Origin of the sequence: Methylobacterium persicinum (genome assembly GCF_022179525.1) — a bacterium.
GTDB classification, from domain to species: Bacteria; Pseudomonadota; Alphaproteobacteria; order Rhizobiales; family Beijerinckiaceae; genus Methylobacterium; species Methylobacterium persicinum.
The window spans coordinates 1-20,567 of sequence record NZ_BPQX01000013.1 but is presented as its reverse complement, the minus strand read 5'-3'; the positions used below and the strand labels follow the sequence as shown (position 1 = coordinate 20,567).

The following is a 20,567-nucleotide window of genomic DNA, read 5'->3' as shown; positions in this document are numbered from 1 at the left end:
AAGGCGCTTAAGGTCGTCTGTCTTTCCGCGTCATCGCCCGACGCACCTGTACCCGATACGGCGGACGACGGTTTAGTTGCCCACCTGGGCCTTCACGGAAGTCTGCCCATCTTGGCGCCACTGGGTTGACGGATCCTTGCCATCGCGCAGCTGGCCGACGTCGCGGATGCGCTTGACGGCGTCGATCCGGCCCTCCTGGCGTCCGCGGACGAGATCGACCGGGTCGGCGACCTGGGCGGCGACGGCCGTCTGGGTCGAGCAGCCGAAGTTCCACACCGGGCGGTTGCTGTTGTCGAAGGCGAAATCGCTGCCGCCCAGGTCCTGGGGCCAGGTCCCGCAGGCGTCAGCCACCTTGGCCTGCATCCGGGTGAAGCTCAGGCGGATCGGCGCTGCGAGGTCGGGGGCGGCGACGGCGTAGGGGCTCGCGACGATGTCGCTGCGCCCGACGCCGTCCTGCCCCGCCCGCTGCAGGACGAGGCCGGCGGTGCGCGCGGTGGCCGCCGCCCGGGCCGGGGGCAGGCCGCGGGGCACCTCCATGAGCACGCCCCCCCGGCCGAAGCGCCGGTATTCGAGCATGAACGCATCGACGTCGTCCGCCTGCCGCGGATCGAGGTGGCCGGGGCCGGTGGGGAAGATGTCGAGGCTGCGGCCCGCATCCGTGAGGACGATCGGGTGGCGGGCCCGGTAGTCGCTGGTGCCGATCGCCCCGGTGACCGGGGGATCGCCCTTGCAGGCGCCGGCCAGGGCCGCGAGGAGGCAGGCGGAGAGCAGGCGCATCCCGGCGCGGGATGGGGCCGGCGAGGGGGCGGGCGGCGGGCGTCCGGTCATCGGCATCCTCGGCGGCGGCGGCCGCTCTGGGGGGAAGGGCAAGGGCGGATCACGGGTGGATCACGGGCTACTCGACGATGAAGCCGACGCGGCCGCGGTAGGTCGGGGCCAGCGGCTGCGCGCCGGCCTTGCCGTAGAGGCGGTTGAACTGGCCGAGCAGGATGGCCTGCGAGTCGGACGTGTCGACGAAGTTGTCGTCGGGCCTCGTGGCCTGGCGCGGTTCCATGGGCTTGGCGATGTAGGGGGTGACCATGATCATCAGCTCCGTCTCCTGGCGCTGGTAGTCGCGGGAGCGGAACAGGGCGCCGAGGATCGGCAGGTTGATCAGGCCCGGCAGGCCGGTCAGCGCCTGCTTGTTGACCTGCTGGATCAGGCCCGCGGTCATCATCACGCCGCCGGAGGGCAGTTCCACCGTCGTCTCGGAGCGGCGGACCCGGGTGCCGGGCACGGAGACCGAGGCCGAGCCGAACGTGTAATTGAAGCTCTGCTGCGGATCGATCTCGGTCACGTCGGTGGCGACGCGGATCGAGATGCGGTTGTCGGCCAGCACCACGGGGGTGAACGACAGGGCCACGCCGTATTGCTTGAACTCGATACCCGGGGTGCAGGAGCCGGTGGTGCAGGCCGCCGAGGACGGGACAGGGAACTCGCCGCCCGCCAGGAACTTCGCCGCCTCGCCGGAGATGGCGGTGAGGGTCGGCTCGGCCAGGATGCGCGAGACGCCGGCCTGCTCCAGGGCCTTCAGGGTCGCGGTGAGGGAGAAGCCCGCCCCCCGCGCCGAGGCCTGGAACTGGCCGCTGCCCGTGCTGCCGCCGGTGATCGGGAAGGCCGTGGGGTTGGACAGGCCGGTCAGGGTGGGATCGGCGATGTTGCCGAGGGGATTGATCGCCGACCAGTTGCCGTTGAGGTTCACGCCGAACTGCTTGATGACGTTGCGCGAGACCTCCATCACGGTGACGCGGAGCATCACCTGATCCTTGTTGCGGATCGTGAGGTTGTTGATCACCGCACCGCGCACGCCGGCCGCGACGCCGCCGGTGGAACCCCCGCCCGTCGCCCCGCCGCCGCCGAGCCCGACGAAGGCGTTGGAGATGTCGATGGCCTGCTGCGCCTCGGCCGAAGAGTTCACCGAGCCCGACAGGAGCACCGAGGCGCCGGACGAGCGCACGTCGAACCGCCCCGCCGGGATGCTCTGCACCAGCAGGTCGCGCAGGGTGGTGAGGTTGAGGTCACGGGCCACCGTGACGTCGAGGGCGGCGATCTGCCGGCCCTCCGCATCCATGATGAAGATGGTGGTGGCACCGTCGGCCATGCCAATGACGAAGACCTTGCGGGTCGAGCGGACCACCGCGTTGGCCACGGCGGGGTTGGCCACGAACACTTCCTTGGCGTCCCGCGGCAGGTCCACGATGATCGAGCGACCGGCGGTGAGTTCCACCCGGCGGCTGGTATTCGCCTCCGTGGCGCCCACGGTGACCACCGGCGCCGGCCCGATGGACCCGCGGTCCTGCGATCCGCGCAGCTGCGCTGAGGCCGGCCCGGCGGGCAGGGCGGTCAGGGCGGCGAGCGCCAGGGCGCCGAGGCGGCGCGGCCGGGCGGCGGCCCGGAGGGGGGTGGCGCGGAGGGAGGCTGCGCGAAGGTTCATGGCGCGGTCTTTCATGGCGCTCACGGCGTGTGCTGCTGGGCGATGCCGAAGCGGACCACGGTTAGCCCCCGGTCGATGGCGGCCTGCTCGGTGGCGGGCGCATCGGCATCGGCGGTATGGCCCGCATCGGCGAGGCTGCGCAGGGACAGGGAGAGCGAGCCGATCTTCTGGGCGAGCGTCACCGTCTCCGCCTGGGCGGGGGTCAGGGCCAGCGTCGCCGTCTCCCCCGTGACGACGTTGGTGCCGTTCTTCTCCTGGATGAGCTGGCCCACGGCCAGCACCCGGATGTCGCGCAGGATGGTCTGCGACATCTGAACGTCGGAGCCGGCGGCCTTGGAGGCGGCGTCGTCGCGGTAGGTGCGGATCACGTCCACCCGGTCGTTGGGCAGGATGAAGCCGCCGGCGGAATTGGTGCCCCGGCTGTCGGTGACGATGGCCACGGCCCGCATGCCGGAGGGCAGGATCGCGGCCATGAAGCCGCTCTCCGGGCGCACCAGCTTCTGGGCGCGGATCGGCTCGCCTGCCAGGAAGGCGGACCGGACAGTCGCGCCGATCGTGGTTTCCAACGCCTGAGGGTTCGTCTTGCGGGTGACGAAGCCGGGGGAGAGGGCCGAATCGGGCCAGGGCTGCCAGCGCAGGTCCGCGGCCTGGAGCACCTGCCCCATCGGCTCGTCCGCCGCCGCCACCAGCACGTCCGTCGTGGGCGGGGGCGGTGCCTGCACGACCTTCTCCGTCGGCGGCGGAGGCGGGGGGCTTCCGCCCATGAGGTAGGCCGCCCCGCTGCCCGCGAGGAGGGCGATGCCGAGGACGGCGAGGCGGGCGGGTTTCATCGGGCTTCCGGTCGGACCTGGATATTACGGAGCGCCGGATCGGCGGATGGACCGGAGGTTGCGCCCGATTGGTGTAAACATGGTTAAATCTCCCTCACCGGACGCTGCGCGTGGCTTTCCGAAAATGGCGCGAGGGGAGGTGCAAACCGTCACCGTTGCGCGGTCCCCGCCGTGGCGCAGCCTTCGCGCTTGTCCTACCCTCGCGGTCGACCCGGCCCGTCAGCAGGCCGGGGAATCACGACGACGGGATGGGACGCATGGTGAAGGCAATCGGCGGCGCGGCGCTCGCGGCCGCCCTCGCGGGAACGGTGCTCGGTTCGGGCCCCGCCGCGGCACAGGCCCCCGCACAGGGGGCCTTCTCCGGCAACGTGGTGCGGATCGGCATCCTCAACGATCAATCCGGCCTCTATGCCGAGTTCGGCGGGGTCGGCTCGATCGAGGCGGCAAAGATGGCCGTCGAGGACATGGGCGGGAAGGTCGGCGGCGTGCCGATCGAGATCGTCTCGGCCGACCACCAGAACAAGCCGGACATCGCATCGGGAATCGCCCGGCAATGGTACGACCGCGATGGGGTCGATGCCATCATGGAGCTCACCACCTCCTCGGTGGCGCTGGCCGTCCAGGGCCTGTCGAAGGAAAAGAAGAAGATCACCATCACCACGGGGGCCGCGTCCAGCGACCTCACCGGCAAGGCCTGCACCCCCTACGGCTACCACTGGGCCTACGACACCCACGCGCTGGCCGTCGGCACCGGCGGGGCCCTGACCCGGGCGGGGGGCAAGACGTGGTTCTTCCTCACGGCCGACTATGCCTTCGGCACGGCCCTGGAGAACGACACCTCTGCGGTGGTGAAGGCCAATGGCGGCTCGGTGGTCGGCTCCGTGCGTCATCCCCTGTCGAGCCAGGACTTCTCGTCGTTCCTGCTCCAGGCGCAGGGCTCGAAGGCGCAGGTGATCGGGCTGGCCAATGCCGGCCTCGATACCTCGAACTCCATCAAGCAGGCGGCCGAGTACGGCATCACCGACGGCGGCCAGAAGCTCGCCGCGCTGCTGTTCACCCTGTCCGAGGTCCACGGCCTCGGCATCAAGGCGGCGCAGGGCCTGACCCTGACGGAGGGCTGGTACTGGGATCTCAACGACGAGACCCGCGCCTTCGGCCAGCGGTTCATGAAGCGCACCGGCCGGATGCCGAACATGATCCAGACGGGCACATATTCGGCGGTGCTTTCCTACCTCAAGGCGGTCAAGGCAGCCGGCACGGACGAGACCGATGCAGTCAACGCCAAGTTGAAATCCCTGCCGGTGGACGACGTGTTTTCCCATAACGGCCACGTCCAGCAGACGGGGCTGATGGTGCACGACATGTACCTGTTCGAGATCAAGAAGCCCGCCGATTCGAAGGGCGAGTGGGATCTCTACAAGTTGGTCTCCACCATCCCCGGCAAGGAAGCCTACGCGACGGAAGCCGAGAGCGGCTGTCCGCTGGTGGCGGGGAAGTAGGGACGGCAACCAAAAGCCCGCACCCGGGCGCAGGATGGTCATCCCCTCTCCCCGTCTTGCGGGGAGAGGGGGACCCGGGCTTTCTGCGATCAGAGATTGGAAACACGGTTCCGGCGGGGCGCCCGCCTCACCGCTACCCGGCCCAGACCTCCCGGTACAGCACCGCGATCTCCTCGGCTCCCGGCACGCGCGGGTTGTTGCCCGGCGAGCCGGAGGCCAGCGCCTGCTGGGCCATGGTGGGGATCAGGGCCTCCCACCGTGCGGCGTCGAGGCCGTATTCCTGCGGGCTCGGCACGTCGAGATCGTCGTTCAGGGCGCGCAGTTCCGCCACCAGGGCCTCCACCGCCGCCTCGTCGCCGGTCCCGGCCTTGGCCACGCCCATGGCCCGGGCGCAGGTCGCGTACCGGTCGATGGCGCCGGAGGCCGAGTAGGCGGTGACCGCCGGCAGCAGCATGGCGTTCGACAGGCCATGCGCCACATGGAAATGCGCGCCGATCGGCCGGCTCATCCCGTGGACCAGGGCGACGGAGCTGTTCGAGAAGGCGATGCCGGCCTGGGTCGCCCCGAGCATCATCGCCTCGCGGGCGGCCCGGTCGCCGGGATCGGTCCAGACCCGGCGGAGGTTCGGGGCGATCAGCCTCATCGCCTGGAGGGCGAGCCCGTCCGAGAACAGGTTGGAGCGCCGGGAGACATAGGCCTCGATGGCGTGGGTGAGGGCGTCGATGCCCGTATCCGCCGTGAGGCGCTTGGGCTTGGTGAGGGTCAGCTCGTAATCCACCAGGGCCGCCACGGGCAGGTAGGCGAGGCCGATGCAAAGCATCTTCTCGTCACTGGATTCGTCGGTGACGATGGTGAAGCGCGTCGCCTCCGAGCCGGTGCCGGCGGTGGTCGGGATGGCGATGACCGGCAGTCCGGCCTCGTCCTGCAGATGGGGGGCCTTGTAGCGGCGCATCGGACCGCCGTGGCGGGCCAGCACCGCCACGGCCTTGGCGGTGTCCATGGGGCTGCCACCGCCGAAGCCGACGACGCAGTCGTGGTCTCCCGCCTGGAGCGCCGCCAGGGCCGCCTCGACGGAGGCCACCGTCGGATCGGGCACCGTGTCGGCGAAGGTCCGCGCGGAGATGCCGCCCGCGGAGAGGCGCTCGGTCAGGGTCCCCACCGCGCCGCTGCCGGCGAGGAAGGGGTCGGTGACGACGAGGGGGCGGGACAGGCCGAGCTGCCCGAGCACCTCCGGCAGGAGACGGGACGCGCCGGCGCCGATGCGCATCAGCCGGGGCAGGGCGATCGAGGCGACCATGGTTTCTCCTCCATCCGGGTGGCCCGGCTCCGCGGGACCTTTCGGACCCATCCTTAGGCGCCGTGCGGGCCGTGGGAAACAGGGGGCGCTGACAGGACCGCCCGAGGCTCGCGGCGAACCTGAAGGCGCGGCCGCGCGTTTCGGGGGGGATTGCTGCATTGCAAAAAACGGCCGTTGCGACGGCCGTGCTTCATCCCGATCTTGCCGAACTGACCTGACGCGAGTCGAAACAAGGAGGCCGACATGGGCGCGCATCCCCACGGCGACCAGCCGCACAACCCCAGCACCGTCATTCCCGAACGCTCCCCGGACATGGTGGAGCCCGATTCCTCCCGGTTCGCGGGCCACACGCTGGCGGGCCCCCGGGCCGAGAAGCCGGTCGCGCTGGCCCTGCAGGGCGGCGGCGCGCACGGCTCCTTCACCTGGGGCGTCCTCGACGCGCTGATCGAGGACGGGCGCCTCGCCTTCGAAGCCCTGACCGGGGCCAGCGCGGGGGCGATGAATGCCGTCGTGATGGTGGACGGGTGGCTGAAGGGCGGACCGGACGGCGCCCGCGAAGGGCTCGAGCAATTCTGGCGGGAGGTCAGCCTGGACGGCGACCTCGGGCCGACCCAGCGGGGCGTCGTCTCCGGCCTGCTCAGCCTGTGGAAGGGCAACCCCGTGGCCGAGTTCTGGGCCAAGGCCCTGACGCCGAGCCCCTACGTCTCGAACCCGCTCAACATCAACCCGCTGCGCAAGGCCCTGGCGAGGCAGGTGGATTTCGACCGCCTGCGCGACGCGCCGACCGCGGGCCTGTTCGTGTCGGCCACCAATGTCTGGACGGGCAAGCTCGCGGTGTTCGAGCGGGACGCGCTCACCGTCGATCACCTCATGGCCTCCGCCTGCCTGCCGACGGTGTTCCAGGCGGTGGAGATCGAAGGCGTGCCCTATTGGGACGGGGGCTATCTCGGCAATCCGCCGATCTATCCCCTCTACCGGGGCGCGCGAACCCGGGACATCCTGCTGGTGCAGATCAACCCCGTCGAGCGCCGGGAGACCCCGCGCACGGAGGCCGAGATCCGCGACCGTTTGAACGAGATCACCTTCAACGCCAACCTCATGCGCGAACTGCGCGCCATCGACTTCCTCGATGGGCTGATCGAGGAGGGGACCCTGGGCAAGACCGGGTTCGAGCCGGTGCTGCTCCACCGCATCGACGGCACCGACGCCCTGGAGGACTACAACGCCGCCTCCAAGCTCGATGCCCGCTGGAAGGTGTTCCTGCGCCTGCGCGACAAGGGCCGCGCCGCCGCCCGGGCGTGGCTCGACACGCATTATGGGCAGGTCGGGAAGGAATGCAGCATCGACCTACGGCAGGCGTATCAATAGGGGCGGGATTAATCCCCGAGCCGGGGCGTTCACCCCATATGCCCGACAAGAACGCCCTTCCGGACATCGTCGACCTGCTGGTTCCCCTCCGGCGCTATGCCCGCGCCCTCACGCGGGATTCCCTGAAGGCCGACGACCTCGTCCACGACACCCTGGTCCGGGCGCTGGAGGCGAAGGGGACCCTGCGCCCCAACACCAACCTGCGCACGTGGATGATGACGGTGCTGCACAACGTCTTCATCGACGAGCAGCGCCGCCGGCAGGTCGAGGTGCGGCACGCCGACGCCCTCGTGCGCCTCCATGAGGAGACGACCCCGCCCGCCCAGGAGGGTCAGGTACGCCTCGCCCAGATCCGGGAGGCCTTCGCCACACTGCCCGAGGAACAGCGCGCCGCCCTCCACTTGGTGACCATCGAGGGCATGGCCTATGCGGATGCCGCGGCGGTGCTCGGCATCCCCATCGGCACGCTGATGTCCCGCCTCGGCCGGGGACGCGCGGCCCTGCGCGCCTTCGAGGAGGGGGCGCGGCTCGTCCGGGATCCGAAGGAGACGCCGGACCCCGCCCGCGGAGACCGGCCGCCCCTGCGCCTCGTCGCCGGCAACGGCGCCCCCCGGCGGGCCGCGGGCGAATCCTGATCCGACGGCGCCGGAGCCGCCCCGTCCCGGCCAAGCCGTCACACCAGACGGGACGCCGGCAGCCTTGAGGACTTCACCGATGACCGATCCGATCACAGACAGCGATCTCATCGCCTTCGTCGATGGGCAGATCGACCCCATGCGCCGGCTCGAGGTGGAGGCCCACCTCGCCGCGCATCCCCAGGCCGCCGCCCGGGTCATGGCCGATTTCCACGACAGGGATGCCCTGCGCGCCAGCTTCCGCGAGCGCCTCGGGCCGGGACCCGACCGTAACGTCGCCCTGGCCCGGCGCCTCGACCGCTCCCTGCGTTGGAGCCGGGTCGCCTCGCGGATGAAGCGGGCCGCCGCCATCGCGGTGCTGGTCGGCGCCGGCTGGCTCGCCCATGACGAGATCGGCCGCTTCGGCGTTCCGGACACTCTCGCCTCCACCGTGGATGCGAGCCTCGTCGAGGATGCCCGCCAAGCCCGCGCCGTGGCGCAGCTCCGCACGGTGACGGCGGCGGACGCGGCCTCCTACGACCGGAACCGCCTCCAGCAAGCCACGGGCGTCGAGTTGCCCCCGCTGCCGGCGGGCTGGCGGGTGCGCGACCTGGAGGTCTTCCCGTCCCGCCACGGCACGGGCATCGAGGTGTCCTTCGAGGCCGAGAACCTGGGCGAAGTGTCGCTCTTCGCCACCCGGTCCGACGGGCGATCCGGCCCGGCGATGCTCGGCGACACCGCCGGGGGGCGCGTCTTCACCTGGACGTCGGGGGGCAACGCCTACGCGGTCAGCGGGCCGCAGGGTGACGCGGTGCTCCAGCGCGCGGCGAGCCTGCTCGGAGGGTGACGGCGCGGACGGGGCGGGGCGGGCCTCCCCCCGTCCAGCCGAAGCCGCCTGCCGGACCCCGGATCGGCGAGGTCGATCTCGACAGGGCGGCCCGCTTGGTGCGAAACAGGCGGCATGCGGGCGGGATCGGAAGACGACGGGCTCGGCGCCCTGTTCGAGGCGGCGCTGGCCGCCCGGGGGCGAGCCTACGCCCCGTATTCGCGCTTCACCGTCGGGGCCGCACTCCGCGACGAGCGGGGCGCCATCCATTCCGGTTGCAACGTCGAGAACGCGGCCTACCCGGTGGGGACCTGCGCCGAGGCGGGGGCCATCGCCGCCATGATCGCGGCCGGCGGCCGGCGGATCGCGGCGATCCTCGTCTGTGCGGATGGGGCCGTGCCCGTCACCCCCTGCGGCGCCTGCCGTCAGCGCATCCGTGAATTTGCCGGGCCGGACGTGCCGGTCCATGCCGCCGGTCCCGGCGGCCCGCTCGCCTGCCACACCCTGGAAACCCTGCTCCCGGCCTCATTTGGGCCTGAGACCCTCGGGGGCGAGCCGTGAGCGGCGCGGCTCTGAGGGGCCTGCGGGAGGCCGGGTTCACCGGGCCTTATGCCTGCGCCGTCGTAGTGGGGACTGGCCTCGGGGCCCTCGCCGCCGGCCTCGACGCCGCCGAGGGGCTCGACTACGCGGAAATCCCCGGATTTCCGGGGGCGGGCGTCAGCGGCCATCGCGGAAGGCTGCACCGGGGCCGGATCGCCGGGCGGCCGGTCCTGGTCTTCGAAGGCCGTGCCCATGCCTACGAGGCGGGCGACCCGGCAGCGATGCGGGTGCCCCTCACCTGCGCCCGGGACCTCGGGGCGCGCTGTTTGCTCCTCACCAATGCCGCCGGCTCCCTGCGGCCGGAGGTGGGGCCTGGCCGCCTCGCCATGCTCACGGACCACATCAACCTGTCGGGCCTCAACCCCCTGATCGGCGAGGCGAGCGACGCCCGTTTCGTGCCGATGACCGACGCCTACGATCCCCGCCTGCGCGCCCGCCTCGCCGGGGCGGCCCGGGCCACGGGCATCGACCTCGCGGAGGGGATCTACGCGTGGTTCTCCGGCCCGAGCTTCGAGACCCCCGCCGAGGTCCGGATGGCCGGGATCCTCGGCGCCGACCTCGTGGGCATGTCCACGGTGCCGGAAACCATCCTCGCCCGCTTCCTCGGCCTGCCCGTGGCCGCCGTCTCGGCGGTGACGAACCTCGCGGCGGGGATCGCCGGCGGGGCCCCCCACCATGCCGAGACCAAGGCGGTGGCCGCCGCCGCGGCCGGCGACCTCACGCGGCTCGTGCACGCCTTTGCCGCCGCCCTGCCGGATCCGGGAGACGCCCCATGACCGCCGACGAATCCCGTGCCGTCGCCGACCGGGCCCTCGCGCTCCTCGACCTCACGGACCTGACCGACACCTGCACGGACACGAAGGTCGATGCCCTGTGCCGCAACGCCCGCGCCGGGGGCGTGGCCGCCATCTGCGTCTGGCCCTCGTTCGTCGCACGGGGCGCCCAGATTCTGGCGGGCAGCGGAGTGCGCATCGCCACGGTGATCAATTTTCCCGCGGGCGGGGAGGATGCGGCCCGCGCCGCGGACGACGCCGCCGAGGCGTGCCGCGACGGGGCAGGGGAGATCGACCTCGTCCTGCCCTATCGCGCCTTCCAGCGGGGCGACGAGGCGGCGGCCCGGGACGTGGTCGAGGCCGTGCGCGAGACCTGTCCCGACACCCTCCTCAAGGTCATCCTCGAGACCGGGGAGTTGCGCCATCCGGACGCCATCCGCGCCGCCGCCGACCTTGCGCTGGCGGCCGGGGCCGACTTCCTCAAGACCTCCACGGGCAAGAGCCCGGTCTCGGCGACGCCGGAGGCCGCCCGGATCCTCCTCGATGCGGTGCGGGCCTCCGGGCGTCCGGCCGGGGTGAAGATCTCCGGCGGCCTGCGGACCGTCGAGGATGCCGCCGCCTACCTCGCCCTGGCCGACCGGGCCATGGGCCCAGCCTGGGCCCGGCCGGCGACCTTCCGCCTCGGCGCGAGCAGCCTGTTCGACGTGCTCGTCCGGGCGCGGGAGGGCTGAGGCATGCGCCTGCCGCAGGAGACGATCCGCACCAAGCGCGACGGCGGCACCCTCGAAGGGGCGGCCATCGCCGAGTTCGTCGCCGGCCTCACCGACGGCAGCGTGACCGAGGGGCAGGCCGCGGCCTTCGCCATGGCCGTGTTCTTCCGCGGCCTGTCGGTGCCGGAGCGGGTGGCCCTGACCCGGGCGATGACCGAATCCGGCACGGTGCTCGCCTGGGATCTCCCCGGGCCGGTCCTCGACAAACACTCGACGGGGGGCGTCGGGGATGCGGTGAGCCTCGCCCTGGCGCCGATGGTGGCGGCCTGTGGCGGCTACGTGCCGATGATCTCCGGCCGGGGCCTCGGCCATACCGGCGGCACCCTCGACAAGCTCGCGAGCATTCCGGGCTACGAGGTCGCCCCCGATCCCGACCTGTTCCGGCGGGTGGTGGCCGAGGTGGGCTGCGCCATCATCGGCCAGACGGACCGGATGGCCCCCGCGGACAAGCGCCTCTACGCCATCCGCGACGTGACCGGCACGGTCGAATCCCTCGACCTGATCACCGCCTCGATCCTCTCGAAGAAGCTCGCGGCCGGGCTCGGCGGCCTCGTCATGGACGTGAAGCAGGGCTCCGGCGCCTTCATGGCCGGGCTACCCGAGGCGCGGGCCCTTGCCGGGAGCATCGTCTCGGTCGCCGTCGGCGCCGGCCTGCCCACCGTGGCGCTCATCACCGACATGGACGCGCCGCTGGCCTCCGCCGCCGGCAACGCGGTCGAGGTCGCCTACGCCCTCGACTACCTGACCGTCACCCGCCGGGAGCCCCGCTTCCACGCCGTCACCCTGGCGCTGGGGGCGGAGATGCTGGTGCTGGGGAAGCTCGCCGGAACCCGGGAGGAGGCGATGGCCCGGCTCGAGGAGGCCCTGGCCTCCGGCCGGGCGGCGGAGCGCTTCGCCCGGATGGTCGCGGCCCTCGGCGGCCCCGCGGACCTGTTGGAGCGGCCGGCGGCCTCCCTGCCCGCCGCGCCCGTCCGGCGCCGGGTCGAGGCGGCCGGGACGGTCGCCGCGGTGGCGACCCGGGATCTGGGTCTCGCGGTGATCGGCCTCGGCGGCGGGCGCACCCGCCCGCAGGACGGCATCGACCCGGCGGTCGGCCTCACGGACCTCGCCCGGCCGGGGGACGCGACAGGCCTCATCGGCATCGTCCACGCTGCCGACGAAGACGCCGCCGACCGGGCCGAGGCCGCCCTTCGCGCCGCCTACCGGATGGGCGAGCCCCCCGGGGAGCGGCCGGCGGTGATCGAACGCGTCGGGGACTGACCCGCGCCTTTTCCACACCTGTCCCATCCATCCCCCTCATCCTGAGGTGCTGCGAAGCAGCCTCGAAGGAGGGCTCCAGGGATCGCGCGGGACCTGGAGCCCTCCTTCGAGGCCCGCCGAGGCGGGCACCTCAGGATGAGGATGGGGGTGGGATCACTCTCGCAGCGATCCCCGCAGGGCGGGAAGAGGGGTGAACGACTGCAGTCCACGAAAGAGGGCGGTGGTCGGCCGCCTCTCCCATCCATCCCCCTCATCCTGAGGTGCTGCGAAGCAGCCTCGAAGGAGGGCTCCAGGGATCGCGCGGGACCTGGAGCCCTCCTTCGAGGCCCGCCGAGGCGGGCGCCTCAGGATGAGGATGGGGGTGGGATCACTCTCGCAGCAGTCGCCGTGAGGCGGGGAGAGGAGAGAACGGGCCGCCTCAACGAAAAAGGGCCGGCGTCGCCGCCGGCCCCGAACAGAACACCTCATCCCAGCGCGTTCAGCGCTGGACGATGACCTTCGTGCCCACCTTGGCGTGGGTGTAGAGGTCCATGACGTCCTCGTTGGTCATGCGGATGCAGCCCGAGGAGACGGCGGTGCCGATGGTCTCCGGCTCGTTGGAGCCGTGGATCCGGTACATGGTGCCGCCGAGGTACATGGCGCGGGCGCCCAGCGGGTTCTCGACCCCGCCCTTCATGTAGCGCGGCAGGTCGGGCCGACGGCGGATCATCTCGGCCGGCGGGCGCCAATCCGGCCACTCGCGCTTCATGGTGATCGTCTGGACGCCGCCCCAGGTGAAGCCCGGACGGCCGACGCCGACGCCGTAGCGCAGGGCCTGCCCGTTGCCGAGGACGTAGTACAGGCGCCGCTCGGCGGTGGAGACCACAATGGTGCCGGCGCCGTACGGGCCGTCATAGGCCACCGTCTCACGCGGGATCGCCGACATCTGCGGGACGGCGGCGTTCTGCGAGAGCGGGTCGGCGGTGGTCAGGGAGGCGTTGACCACCGGCACGGCCACGGGCTCGATGGCCTGGGGCCGAACGCGCACGGTCAGCACGTTGTCGATGGGTTGGCGGGTGAGAGGATCGATCTCGTAGGCGAAGGCGGGCACGGCGAGAACGGCCGCGCCGGCGAGACCGGCGAGGGCGGGAAGGAAACGACGCATCAAGGCCTCACGAAGGCAGGCGCGGAATAGGCGGACGACGCAGGGACGCTGGCGGACACGATGCCGTGCCGATCCTCACCAAGGCCTAAACGCTCCCGCCCCAAAGCCAAGCCTGAAACCCGCTTCGGTTGTTGTTCCGCTGCCGCCGTGATGTCGTGGCAACAGTGTGGCAGCTTGGCCATAAACCCGCTGCAACCGTGGCAAGAACTGTTTTGTGCGTGAGGTGCGCGCGGGAAACCTCTCACACCTCGTCGGCGGCGGGGATCCACACAGCGGGCTCCCGGGCGGCCGGGCGGGCGGGCGAGGCCGGCACGCCGCGGATCTGGGCGAGTTCGGCCAGTTCCTGTGCCTGGGCCGTGTCGTCCGAGGTCAGGAAGAGGCCCCAGGACCGGGCAGCCCGTCCAAGGTCCGACCGGCTCGTCCAGACGCTCTGGGCCGGACTCGTGAGCAGGGCGAGCGCTACGGGTGCGAGCCACAGGCCGAGCCACAGGTTGCCGGCCCAGGTTAGGCCGAGCAGCATCAGCGCGCCGACCACCACGGCATCGGCCTGGAGCCGGAACGCCTCGGCCCAGGAGACCCGCCGGTCGTCCCGGTCCTGGGTCTCCCACCGCACCACCCGGCCGAGAAAGGTCGCCGCCACGGCGCCCGCCGTGAACAGGGTCATCACCGGCCACAGGAACACCCACACCGCCTGTTCCAGGGCGGCGCTGGCCAGCAGCCGGCCGGTGCCGCCGAAGGCCGCCCGGCGCTGGCGGGACAAGAGGACGTGGGCGAGGCTCAGGAGCTTCGGCGCCGCCAGCGCGGCGATGCTGAGGGCCGCCAGGGCATGGGCGGCCGGTCCGGTCCCGCCAAGCCCGTAGGCCAGCAAGCCGAGGTCGCCGCTGCGGGCGGCCTGCCACGCGCCGAAGCCGAGGAAGGCGATCCACAGGGGCAGGATCCCGTAGGAGAGGATGCCTACCACGATATGCCAGCGGCTCGATGCCGCGAGGCCCTTCCACGGCAGCACGCGCAGGTGCTGCAGGTTGCCTTGGCTCCAGCGGCGTTCGCGGCCGAGGAGATCGATGAGGTTCGTGGGCATCTCCTCCCAGGTGCCGCCGAATTCCGGCAGGAGGCGCACCTCCCAGCCGGCGCGCACCATCAGCGCCCCCTCCACGATGTCGTGGCACAGGATCTCGCCCCCGAGGGGCGCCCGCCCGGGCAGGACCGGCAGGCCGGCATGGGCGGCGAAGGCCTCGATCCGCAGGATCGCGTTATGGCCCCAGTAGCTCCCCTCCGGCCCCTGCCAAGTCTCCAGGCAGCGCAGCGCCAGGGGCGCGTAGAGACGCACCGCGAATTGCTGCACCCGCGCGAACAGGGTGTCGCGCCCGGCGGCGTAGGAGACGGTCTGGATCAGGCCGGTCCGCGGGCTCGCCTGCATCAGCCGCACGAGGCGGGTCATCGCCGCGCCGGTCATCAGGCTGTCGGCGTCCAGGACGATCATGAAGGCGTAGTCGCGTCCGTGGCTCTCGCAGAACTCGGCGACGTTGCCGGCCTTCCGGCCGATATTCTCCCGCCGACGCCGGTAGCGGATGCGCGGCAGGGCCGGATCCGCCTCCGCCCAGGCCTGGATGCGGGCGAATTCGTGCTCCTCCACCGCGGCGATGGCCCCGTCCCGCGTGTCGGACAGCACGAAGATATCGATGTCCTGCGTGCCTTCCCGGGCCAGGGACCGGGCCATCACACGAAGCCGCGCGAACACCGCTACGGCGTCCTCCGCATGGATCGCCACGATGGCCGCGGTCCGCCCCTCGCCCCGCGGCGGCGAGGCCGGGGCCTCGGAGGCGAGTTCCAGGGCGGATTTCGTCCGATCCCCGAGCAGGCCGGCGACGAACCCGTAGGCGTATTGCCAGGCCGTGAAGGCCTGCCAGCCCATCACGAGGGAGAAGGCCACCAGCACCGCCAGGGCCAGGGCGTCGTGCGCGGGATAGCTTCGCGCCGCGAGCCACACTATGGCGGCGGTGAGGGCAAGGCTCGGTCCGGCCAGGGCGAAGCGCCGGAACAGGAGAGCCCGCGGTGCCCCGTGCCACGCTTCGCGCAGGAGCGGCGCCGGCGCGGTCTGCGGGTCGCGGTGAGAGGGGGCGCGGTGGAACATGGGCGCGGGTACTCGACCGTGGCGGGCATACGGCGCGCCGGCCGGGCGGGCGCCTGGGACAGGAACCGTCGGCGCAGGGCGAGGACTTCGCACCCCCGGCGACGCCGGAAGCCGACCGATCGATCCCCCCATGCCGCCACCGCGATGCGTGCGAGGTCTCGCACCGGGCGGTCGGTAGAACTTTGGGTAGCAGCATCGTCCTGAATAAGGACAGAACGACGGCGCAAGCTGCCGTTGGGGCGGGATGTTTCGACGCGGGGGTTTCCCTGTCGTGTCCGCAGCGCGGGGAATTGGTGTGCTGCGCACACTCCCCCTCTCCCCGCAAGACGGGGAGAGGGGAGGGCCACGCGGCGCAGGGCGAGTCCGGTCCGCGCCTCAGGCGATCATGTCCTCGACGCGGATCGGCAGGCTCCGCCGACGATGGCTGGTGGCGTGGTAGACGGCGTTGGCGATGGCGGCGTTGACCCCGATGACGCCGAGTTCCCCGAGCCCCTTCAGCCCGAGCGGGTTCACCCTCTCGTCGGGGTCGGGCACGATGAGCGCTTCGATCGTGCCCACGTCGGCGCAGGTGGGCACGAGGTACTCCGCGAGGTCGGGGTTGCGATAGGTCGGCCCGTCCCGCACCGTCTCCTCCAGTAGGGCCGAGCCGAGGCCCCAGATCATCCCGCCCTTCAACTGGCTGAGGGCGGTGAGGGGATTGAGCACCCAGCCCGCCGCGAAGGCCCCGGTGAGACGCGGGACCCGGATCTCCCCGGTTTGCGCATGGACATGCACCTCAGCGAATTGTGCGCCGAAGGCCCAGGACAAGGCGTCGTCGGGGAGGGTGAGGCCGATATGGCCCTTGCGCAGGGCGTCGAGGGCGTCCGGCTTGCCGCCCTGGGGCGCGAATTCGGCGAGAATCTCCACGGCCTGCGGATCGACGAGGCGCACGGCCTCGGCCAGGGGCAGCCCCGGGCCGTCGGGGCCGGCGAGGGTCCCGGACGTCAGGCGCAGGCTTTCGGGCGGCCGCCCGGCGAGGGGCGCTCCGGGGGCGGTTGCCGCATCGGCGAGGCGGCGGGACACCTGCCGGCAGCCGAGGGCGAGGGCGTTCATGAGGCAGGTCGTGGTGCTGGATCCGCCGGAGATCCCGGCCGGCGGAAGGGCGGTGTCGCCGAGGCGGACCTGCACCTTGTCGACCGCGACGCCGAGCCAGTCGGCGGCGCCCATGGCGAGCAGGGTGGTGATGCCGTTGCCGATCTCGTGGTGGGCGGTGGCGATCTCGGCCGACCCGTCGGCGGCGAGGCGCACCCGCATGGTGGCGGCGGCGATCTTCACCGGCCGCACCGAGGCGGCGCAGCCGAGGCCGATCTGCCAGGGCCCGTCGCGGAGCGCCCCGGGGCGCGGCACCCGGCGCGCCCAGCCGAAGGCCTTCGCCCCGGCATCGAAGCAGGCCATGAGCGGGCGGGACGAGAACGGCTTGCCGCTGACGGGGTCTTTCGCCGTGTCGTTGCGGCGGCGCAACTCGATCGGGTCGAGGCCGAGCTTCCACGCCATCTCGTCGATGGCGCTCTCCAGGGCGAAGAGATAGGGCACCTCCGGCGGCGCCCGCATGGGCCCGGGGGTGTTGCGGTCCACCCGCACCGCCCGCTCCTCGGTGCGAATGGCGGGGCAGGCATAGAGGCTCGCGGTAACATCCGCCCCCTCCATGGCGAAGGCGTCGAAGCGAGAGGTCACCACCTCGGCCTCGTGCACTAGGGCGGTGAGGCGGCCATCGCCGTCGGCGCCGAGATGGATGGCGTGGCGCGATTCCGGCCGATAGTTGGCAATGGTGAAGCATTGCCGCCGGGTGGGGACGAGGGAGACCGGCCGCTCCAGGCGGCGGGCGGCCAGGGCCACCAGGGCGGTGTGCTGGGACAGGGCGAACTTCGATCCGAAATGGCCGCCGAGCAGGCCCGAGACCACCCGGACCTTCGCCGGATCGAGCCCGAGTTGCGCCGCGAGCCCGTGCTGCACGGCGCCGACGTAGCGTGTCGGCTCGTGGACCGTGAGCCGGTCCCCGTCCCAGGCGCAGCGGGTGGTGAACAGCTCGATGGGGTTGTGGTGCTGCGTCGGCGTCTCGTACCGCGCCTCGATTCGGTGGGCGGAGGCCGCCAGCGCGGCCTCGGCATTGCCGGTTCGGATGTCCTCGTGGTGGGCTTTGAGGTCCTTCAGCTTGACGGTCTCGGCGCCAGGCGAATCGAAACCGGCGGCGGCGGGCGCTGCCTCGTAGGCGACCCTCACCGCGGCGGCGGCCTCGTCCGCGGCTTCGGTGGTCTCGGCGACCACGAGGGCGACGATCTGACCGGCATAGGCGATCTCATCGGACTCGAGGGGCCGGTGCCCACTGTTGACATAGCCGCCGGCCATCAGGTGCGGCACGGGCGCGACCGCCCCGGCGAAATCGCGATGGGTGAACACGGCGAGGAGACCCGGCACGCGCTGGGCCGCGGAGAGATCGAAACCGGTGATCCGCCCCCGGGCGATGGCGCTGGTGACGAGGGCAGCCTGAGCCGGGCCGCCCTCGGCCCCGGGAAGGGGTGGATCGGAGGCGTAGATGGCCGTACCGGTGACCTTGGCCGCCCCCTCGACCCGGCTGAGGGGTGTTCCAAGCAATGCACCCATCTCATCCTCCGCTGCCTTGCGCCGACGGGAAACCGCCCGGGCTCCCGCGGGGCTCCCCGCCATCGCCCCCCTGCGGCGCAAAGCCCTTCAGGACCGATCCCCGCGGCACCAAGCCCTTGCCCTCCGCGCGCGGGGCGACTATGAGCGCGTATCCGCAGAGATCGACGGTCGTGCCCCGTGCCCGGCCTTCCTTTTCGGTGGCGCACGACCCACGCGGCGGCATCCCGATGCCTCCCACGGGGCCGGGCTGGAGAGGTGGCAGAGCGGTTGAATGCACCGCACTCGAAATGCGGCATGGGTGCAAGCCCATCGGGGGTTCGAATCCCCCCCTCTCCGCCAGTTACCCCCTAACCCACTGCAATGACGGTATCTTTCTGATATCGTGGGCTTCTAAGCGCGCTCCTGCTACGAAGGAGTGCTACGAAGCCATGAGGCAGATGGTGGGCTTGGTTCAGCGTCGCGGCATCTTCTATTTTCGTCGCACCATCCCGGAAGCGCTGCGTGCCGCCATGCCGGCCGTGCTTGGAACGGCGGGGCCAGGTATCTTCGACGAGAGCGCTTCCGTCTCGCTCAAGGGCAGTCGGGCCGGCCGGGAATTCTGGGTCAGCCTCGCAACCCGCGATGAGGATGAGGCGCGAAGCCGAGCTCGCCGACTGGATGGCGAAGCTGACGCTCTATTCCGTATGGCCACGTGTCGGTTGACGCTTAGTGCCAAGCCGAAAATTTCGGAACTCGACGACGTGGCCATACAGGGCTTGGTCGAAACCTTTCGCCATCGGAAACTCGCTGCAGATGAGGCTCAGCGACGCGGTACTGATGCGCTGAGCCGCGAAGCGTTCGACGCCCTCGGGCAGGCCATCGCGGTGAGAGAGGCTGAACTACGCGACGCGAACGCGCGCGGCGATTGTGGCGCCACTCATTTCGACATCGATGCGATGAGGACTGTCGGCGATGCAGGATTGAACATCGAATTTGGATCACCCGCGGATCGACGCCTCTATATCGCATTCGTCGAAGCCGAGATCGAGGTGATGACTATCATCCGAGATCGACAGAGGGGGCTCACTCGACCGACTCCGGCTCTTCCGTCGAGTGATCTTTCTCGAAGCCCGGAGCGCAATTCTCGGTCGGCTCCCGGGAGGGCGGATGTACCGACTCCTGAAGAGATTCTCGGGTGGTGGAGAAACGACCAAAAGCCGACGGATAAAACGTTCTACACCTTCTCGAGCAAAATCCGCCGGTGGACCGCCTTCCTGGCGGAGCGTGGTGTCGCCTTCCATCGGGCGACCCTGTCGGATGCATCGGATTGGAAGATCGCCTCTCTCGGTGAACGCTCTGTGAAGAGTGTCTCCAATGATCTCCATGCGGCTAAAGCGATCTACGGATGGGCCGTGGCGAACGGGAAATGCCCGATCAATCCGTTCTCCGGTCTGAAACAGCCTCGTCCTGCCGTGAAAGGGCAGCGACGGTCCACAAAGCGTGATTACACCGAAGAGGAAGCCACGCGTATTCTCGTCGCTGCACGGGACTATAGTGGCTACCGACGTTGGGTTCCGTGGATCGCCTGCTTCACTGGCGCCCGTATATCGGAGATCTGTCAGCTGGAGCGATCCGACATCGTATCGTCCAATGGCATCCACTATCTCCGGATGACGACCGAGCAAGATGTCAGGAACGCCGAACGTCAGGCGCCCGATCTTGATAAAGTCAAAAAGAGGCTCAAGAACCATAGCTCGAAAAGAATAATACCTATCCATCCCAGACTAATTGAAGAAGGTTTTATCGAATTCGTTGAGGCATGCAAGCATAGAGATGTATTCTCTGATGCGACCCCGGATCGCTTTGGCATTCGCGGAGGCAATGCTACTAAGGTAATCAGCCGATGGGTGCGGGATAAATTAGAAATAACAGATCCACGCATCAGTCCTAGCCATTCCTTCAGGCACAGATTCTCAACAATCTGTAAAAATTTTTACGTCCCGTCGGAAATGAGAGACAGGTTGATGGGGCACAGCAGCGGCGAAGCTAGCGAACTTTACGGCGAGGACTACTGGATTTCGACCCTGGCTCCACAGATCAGTAAACTGCCTGTGCCGCGTGGACTAGATTAGAAATTGCTAGTGGTCTGGCTGGGGCGCCAGGATTCTCAGCCAAAACCGGAGGGGTACAACATTAAGGGGTTAGAGCACAGGCAGTTTACTGATCTGTGGAGCCAGGGTCGAAATCCAGTAGTCCTCGCCGTAAAGTTCGCTAGCTTCGCCGCTGCTGTGCCCCATCAACCTGTCTCTCATTTCCGACGGGACGTAAAAATTTTTACAGATTGTTGAGAATCTGTGCCTGAA

At 70.5% G+C, this 20,567-nt stretch carries 16 protein-coding genes and 1 tRNA gene; 10 read left to right on the top strand and 7 right to left on the bottom strand.

Annotated elements, in window-relative coordinates; all coding sequences use genetic code 11:
- Positions 1-72: 72 nt before the first annotated feature.
- The 3 genes from MFF22_RS04480 to cpaB form a co-directional block, all read right to left on the bottom strand.
- Positions 73-828, bottom strand: coding sequence for a CpaD family pilus assembly protein (locus tag MFF22_RS04480; RefSeq protein ID WP_238247725.1), 756 nt, complete (start codon positions 826-828; stop codon positions 73-75).
- 67 nt (positions 829-895) lie between these two features.
- On the bottom strand, positions 896-2,473 hold the full coding sequence (locus tag MFF22_RS04475; RefSeq protein ID WP_238247724.1) for a type II and III secretion system protein family protein: 1,578 nt from the start codon (positions 2,471-2,473) through the stop codon (positions 896-898).
- 20 nt (positions 2,474-2,493) lie between these two features.
- Entirely contained in the window at positions 2,494-3,303 is an 810-nt protein-coding gene (gene cpaB / locus MFF22_RS04470; protein WP_238247723.1) for a Flp pilus assembly protein CpaB, read from the bottom strand.
- A gap of 257 nt (positions 3,304-3,560) precedes the next feature.
- Between cpaB and MFF22_RS04465 the strand changes: the two genes are divergently transcribed.
- Positions 3,561-4,802 (top strand): ABC transporter substrate-binding protein, encoded by a 1,242-nt coding sequence (locus tag MFF22_RS04465; protein ID WP_238247722.1) that lies wholly within the window; start codon positions 3,561-3,563, stop codon positions 4,800-4,802.
- Between the two features lie 133 nt (positions 4,803-4,935).
- On the opposite strand, the gene MFF22_RS04460 is transcribed toward MFF22_RS04465, so the two are convergent.
- Positions 4,936-6,099, bottom strand: coding sequence for an iron-containing alcohol dehydrogenase (locus MFF22_RS04460; RefSeq protein ID WP_238247721.1), 1,164 nt, complete (start codon positions 6,097-6,099; stop codon positions 4,936-4,938).
- A gap of 243 nt (positions 6,100-6,342) precedes the next feature.
- Here MFF22_RS04460 and MFF22_RS04455 point away from each other — a divergent pair, with 243 nt between their 5' ends.
- The 7 genes from MFF22_RS04455 (at position 6,343) to deoA (ending at position 12,310) form a co-directional block, all read left to right on the top strand.
- Positions 6,343-7,467: a patatin-like phospholipase family protein gene (locus tag MFF22_RS04455; RefSeq protein ID WP_238247720.1), complete on the top strand. Its 1,125-nt coding sequence runs from the start codon at positions 6,343-6,345 to the stop codon at positions 7,465-7,467.
- 38 nt (positions 7,468-7,505) lie between these two features.
- The gene (locus MFF22_RS04450; RefSeq protein ID WP_238247719.1) at positions 7,506-8,102 is read left to right on the top strand and encodes a sigma-70 family RNA polymerase sigma factor; all 597 of its coding nucleotides are present in this window, start codon (positions 7,506-7,508) and stop codon (positions 8,100-8,102) included.
- Positions 8,103-8,181: 79 nt separating this feature from the next.
- Positions 8,182-8,928 carry an anti-sigma factor family protein gene (locus MFF22_RS04445; RefSeq protein ID WP_238247718.1) on the top strand — a complete coding sequence of 249 codons (747 nt, stop codon included), beginning with the start codon at positions 8,182-8,184 and terminating at the stop codon, positions 8,926-8,928.
- 114 nt (positions 8,929-9,042) lie between these two features.
- A complete protein-coding gene (cdd, locus tag MFF22_RS04440; protein WP_238247717.1) occupies positions 9,043-9,468 on the top strand; it encodes a cytidine deaminase in 426 nt (141 codons plus the stop codon).
- Positions 9,465-10,283, top strand: coding sequence for a purine-nucleoside phosphorylase (locus MFF22_RS04435; protein WP_238247716.1), 819 nt, complete (start codon positions 9,465-9,467; stop codon positions 10,281-10,283). The genes cdd and MFF22_RS04435 overlap by 4 nt, the downstream gene beginning before the upstream one ends.
- Positions 10,280-11,011 carry a deoxyribose-phosphate aldolase gene (deoC, locus tag MFF22_RS04430; protein WP_238247715.1) on the top strand — a complete coding sequence of 244 codons (732 nt, stop codon included), beginning with the start codon at positions 10,280-10,282 and terminating at the stop codon, positions 11,009-11,011. The genes MFF22_RS04435 and deoC overlap by 4 nt, the downstream gene beginning before the upstream one ends.
- A 3-nt stretch (positions 11,012-11,014) precedes the next feature.
- Complete coding sequence (gene deoA, locus MFF22_RS04425; protein ID WP_238247714.1) at positions 11,015-12,310, top strand: thymidine phosphorylase; 1,296 nt, start codon at positions 11,015-11,017, stop codon at positions 12,308-12,310.
- Positions 12,311-12,788: 478 nt separating this feature from the next.
- Here deoA and MFF22_RS04420 read toward each other — a convergent pair whose 3' ends face one another.
- The 3 genes from MFF22_RS04420 to MFF22_RS04410 form a co-directional block, all read right to left on the bottom strand.
- Positions 12,789-13,454, bottom strand: a complete 666-nt coding sequence (locus MFF22_RS04420; RefSeq protein ID WP_238247713.1) for a L,D-transpeptidase — start codon at positions 13,452-13,454, stop codon at positions 12,789-12,791.
- A gap of 241 nt (positions 13,455-13,695) precedes the next feature.
- On the bottom strand, positions 13,696-15,585 hold the full coding sequence (mdoH, locus tag MFF22_RS04415) for a glucans biosynthesis glucosyltransferase MdoH (protein ID WP_238247712.1): 1,890 nt from the start codon (positions 15,583-15,585) through the stop codon (positions 13,696-13,698).
- A gap of 375 nt (positions 15,586-15,960) precedes the next feature.
- Entirely contained in the window at positions 15,961-18,225 is a 2,265-nt protein-coding gene (locus tag MFF22_RS04410) for a xanthine dehydrogenase family protein molybdopterin-binding subunit (RefSeq protein WP_238247711.1), read from the bottom strand.
- A 249-nt stretch (positions 18,226-18,474) separates the two neighbouring features.
- On the opposite strand from MFF22_RS04410, the gene MFF22_RS04405 reads away from it, so the two are divergent.
- Together MFF22_RS04405 and MFF22_RS04400 are read left to right on the top strand one after the other, a co-directional pair.
- Positions 18,475-18,564, top strand: a tRNA-Ser gene (locus MFF22_RS04405).
- A gap of 89 nt (positions 18,565-18,653) precedes the next feature.
- Positions 18,654-20,336, top strand: a complete 1,683-nt coding sequence (locus MFF22_RS04400) for a tyrosine-type recombinase/integrase (protein ID WP_238247710.1) — start codon at positions 18,654-18,656, stop codon at positions 20,334-20,336.
- The last annotated feature ends 231 nt before the right edge of the window (positions 20,337-20,567 follow it).

Excerpts from the sequence above, each read along its gene's own strand:
- MFF22_RS04420 (WP_238247713.1), bottom strand. The coding sequence starts at position 13,454 with ATGCGTCGTTTCCTTCCCGCCCTCGCCGGTCTCGCCGGCGCGGCCGTT.
- MFF22_RS04475 (WP_238247724.1), bottom strand. The coding sequence starts at position 2,473 with ATGAACCTTCGCGCAGCCTCCCTCCGCGCCACCCCCCTCCGGGCCGCC.
- cdd (WP_238247717.1), top strand. The coding sequence starts at position 9,043 with ATGCGGGCGGGATCGGAAGACGACGGGCTCGGCGCCCTGTTCGAGGCG.
- MFF22_RS04455 (WP_238247720.1), top strand. The coding sequence starts at position 6,343 with ATGGGCGCGCATCCCCACGGCGACCAGCCGCACAACCCCAGCACCGTC.
- MFF22_RS04410 (WP_238247711.1), bottom strand. The coding sequence starts at position 18,225 with ATGGGTGCATTGCTTGGAACACCCCTCAGCCGGGTCGAGGGGGCGGCC.
- deoC (WP_238247715.1), top strand. The coding sequence starts at position 10,280 with ATGACCGCCGACGAATCCCGTGCCGTCGCCGACCGGGCCCTCGCGCTC.
- deoA (WP_238247714.1), top strand. The coding sequence starts at position 11,015 with ATGCGCCTGCCGCAGGAGACGATCCGCACCAAGCGCGACGGCGGCACC.
- mdoH (WP_238247712.1), bottom strand. The coding sequence starts at position 15,585 with ATGTTCCACCGCGCCCCCTCTCACCGCGACCCGCAGACCGCGCCGGCG.
- cpaB (WP_238247723.1), bottom strand. The coding sequence starts at position 3,303 with ATGAAACCCGCCCGCCTCGCCGTCCTCGGCATCGCCCTCCTCGCGGGC.
- MFF22_RS04400 (WP_238247710.1), top strand. The coding sequence starts at position 18,654 with ATGAGGCAGATGGTGGGCTTGGTTCAGCGTCGCGGCATCTTCTATTTT.
- MFF22_RS04460 (WP_238247721.1), bottom strand. The coding sequence starts at position 6,099 with ATGGTCGCCTCGATCGCCCTGCCCCGGCTGATGCGCATCGGCGCCGGC.
- MFF22_RS04465 (WP_238247722.1), top strand. The coding sequence starts at position 3,561 with ATGGTGAAGGCAATCGGCGGCGCGGCGCTCGCGGCCGCCCTCGCGGGA.
- MFF22_RS04445 (WP_238247718.1), top strand. The coding sequence starts at position 8,182 with ATGACCGATCCGATCACAGACAGCGATCTCATCGCCTTCGTCGATGGG.
- MFF22_RS04450 (WP_238247719.1), top strand. The coding sequence starts at position 7,506 with ATGCCCGACAAGAACGCCCTTCCGGACATCGTCGACCTGCTGGTTCCC.
- MFF22_RS04480 (WP_238247725.1), bottom strand. The coding sequence starts at position 828 with ATGACCGGACGCCCGCCGCCCGCCCCCTCGCCGGCCCCATCCCGCGCC.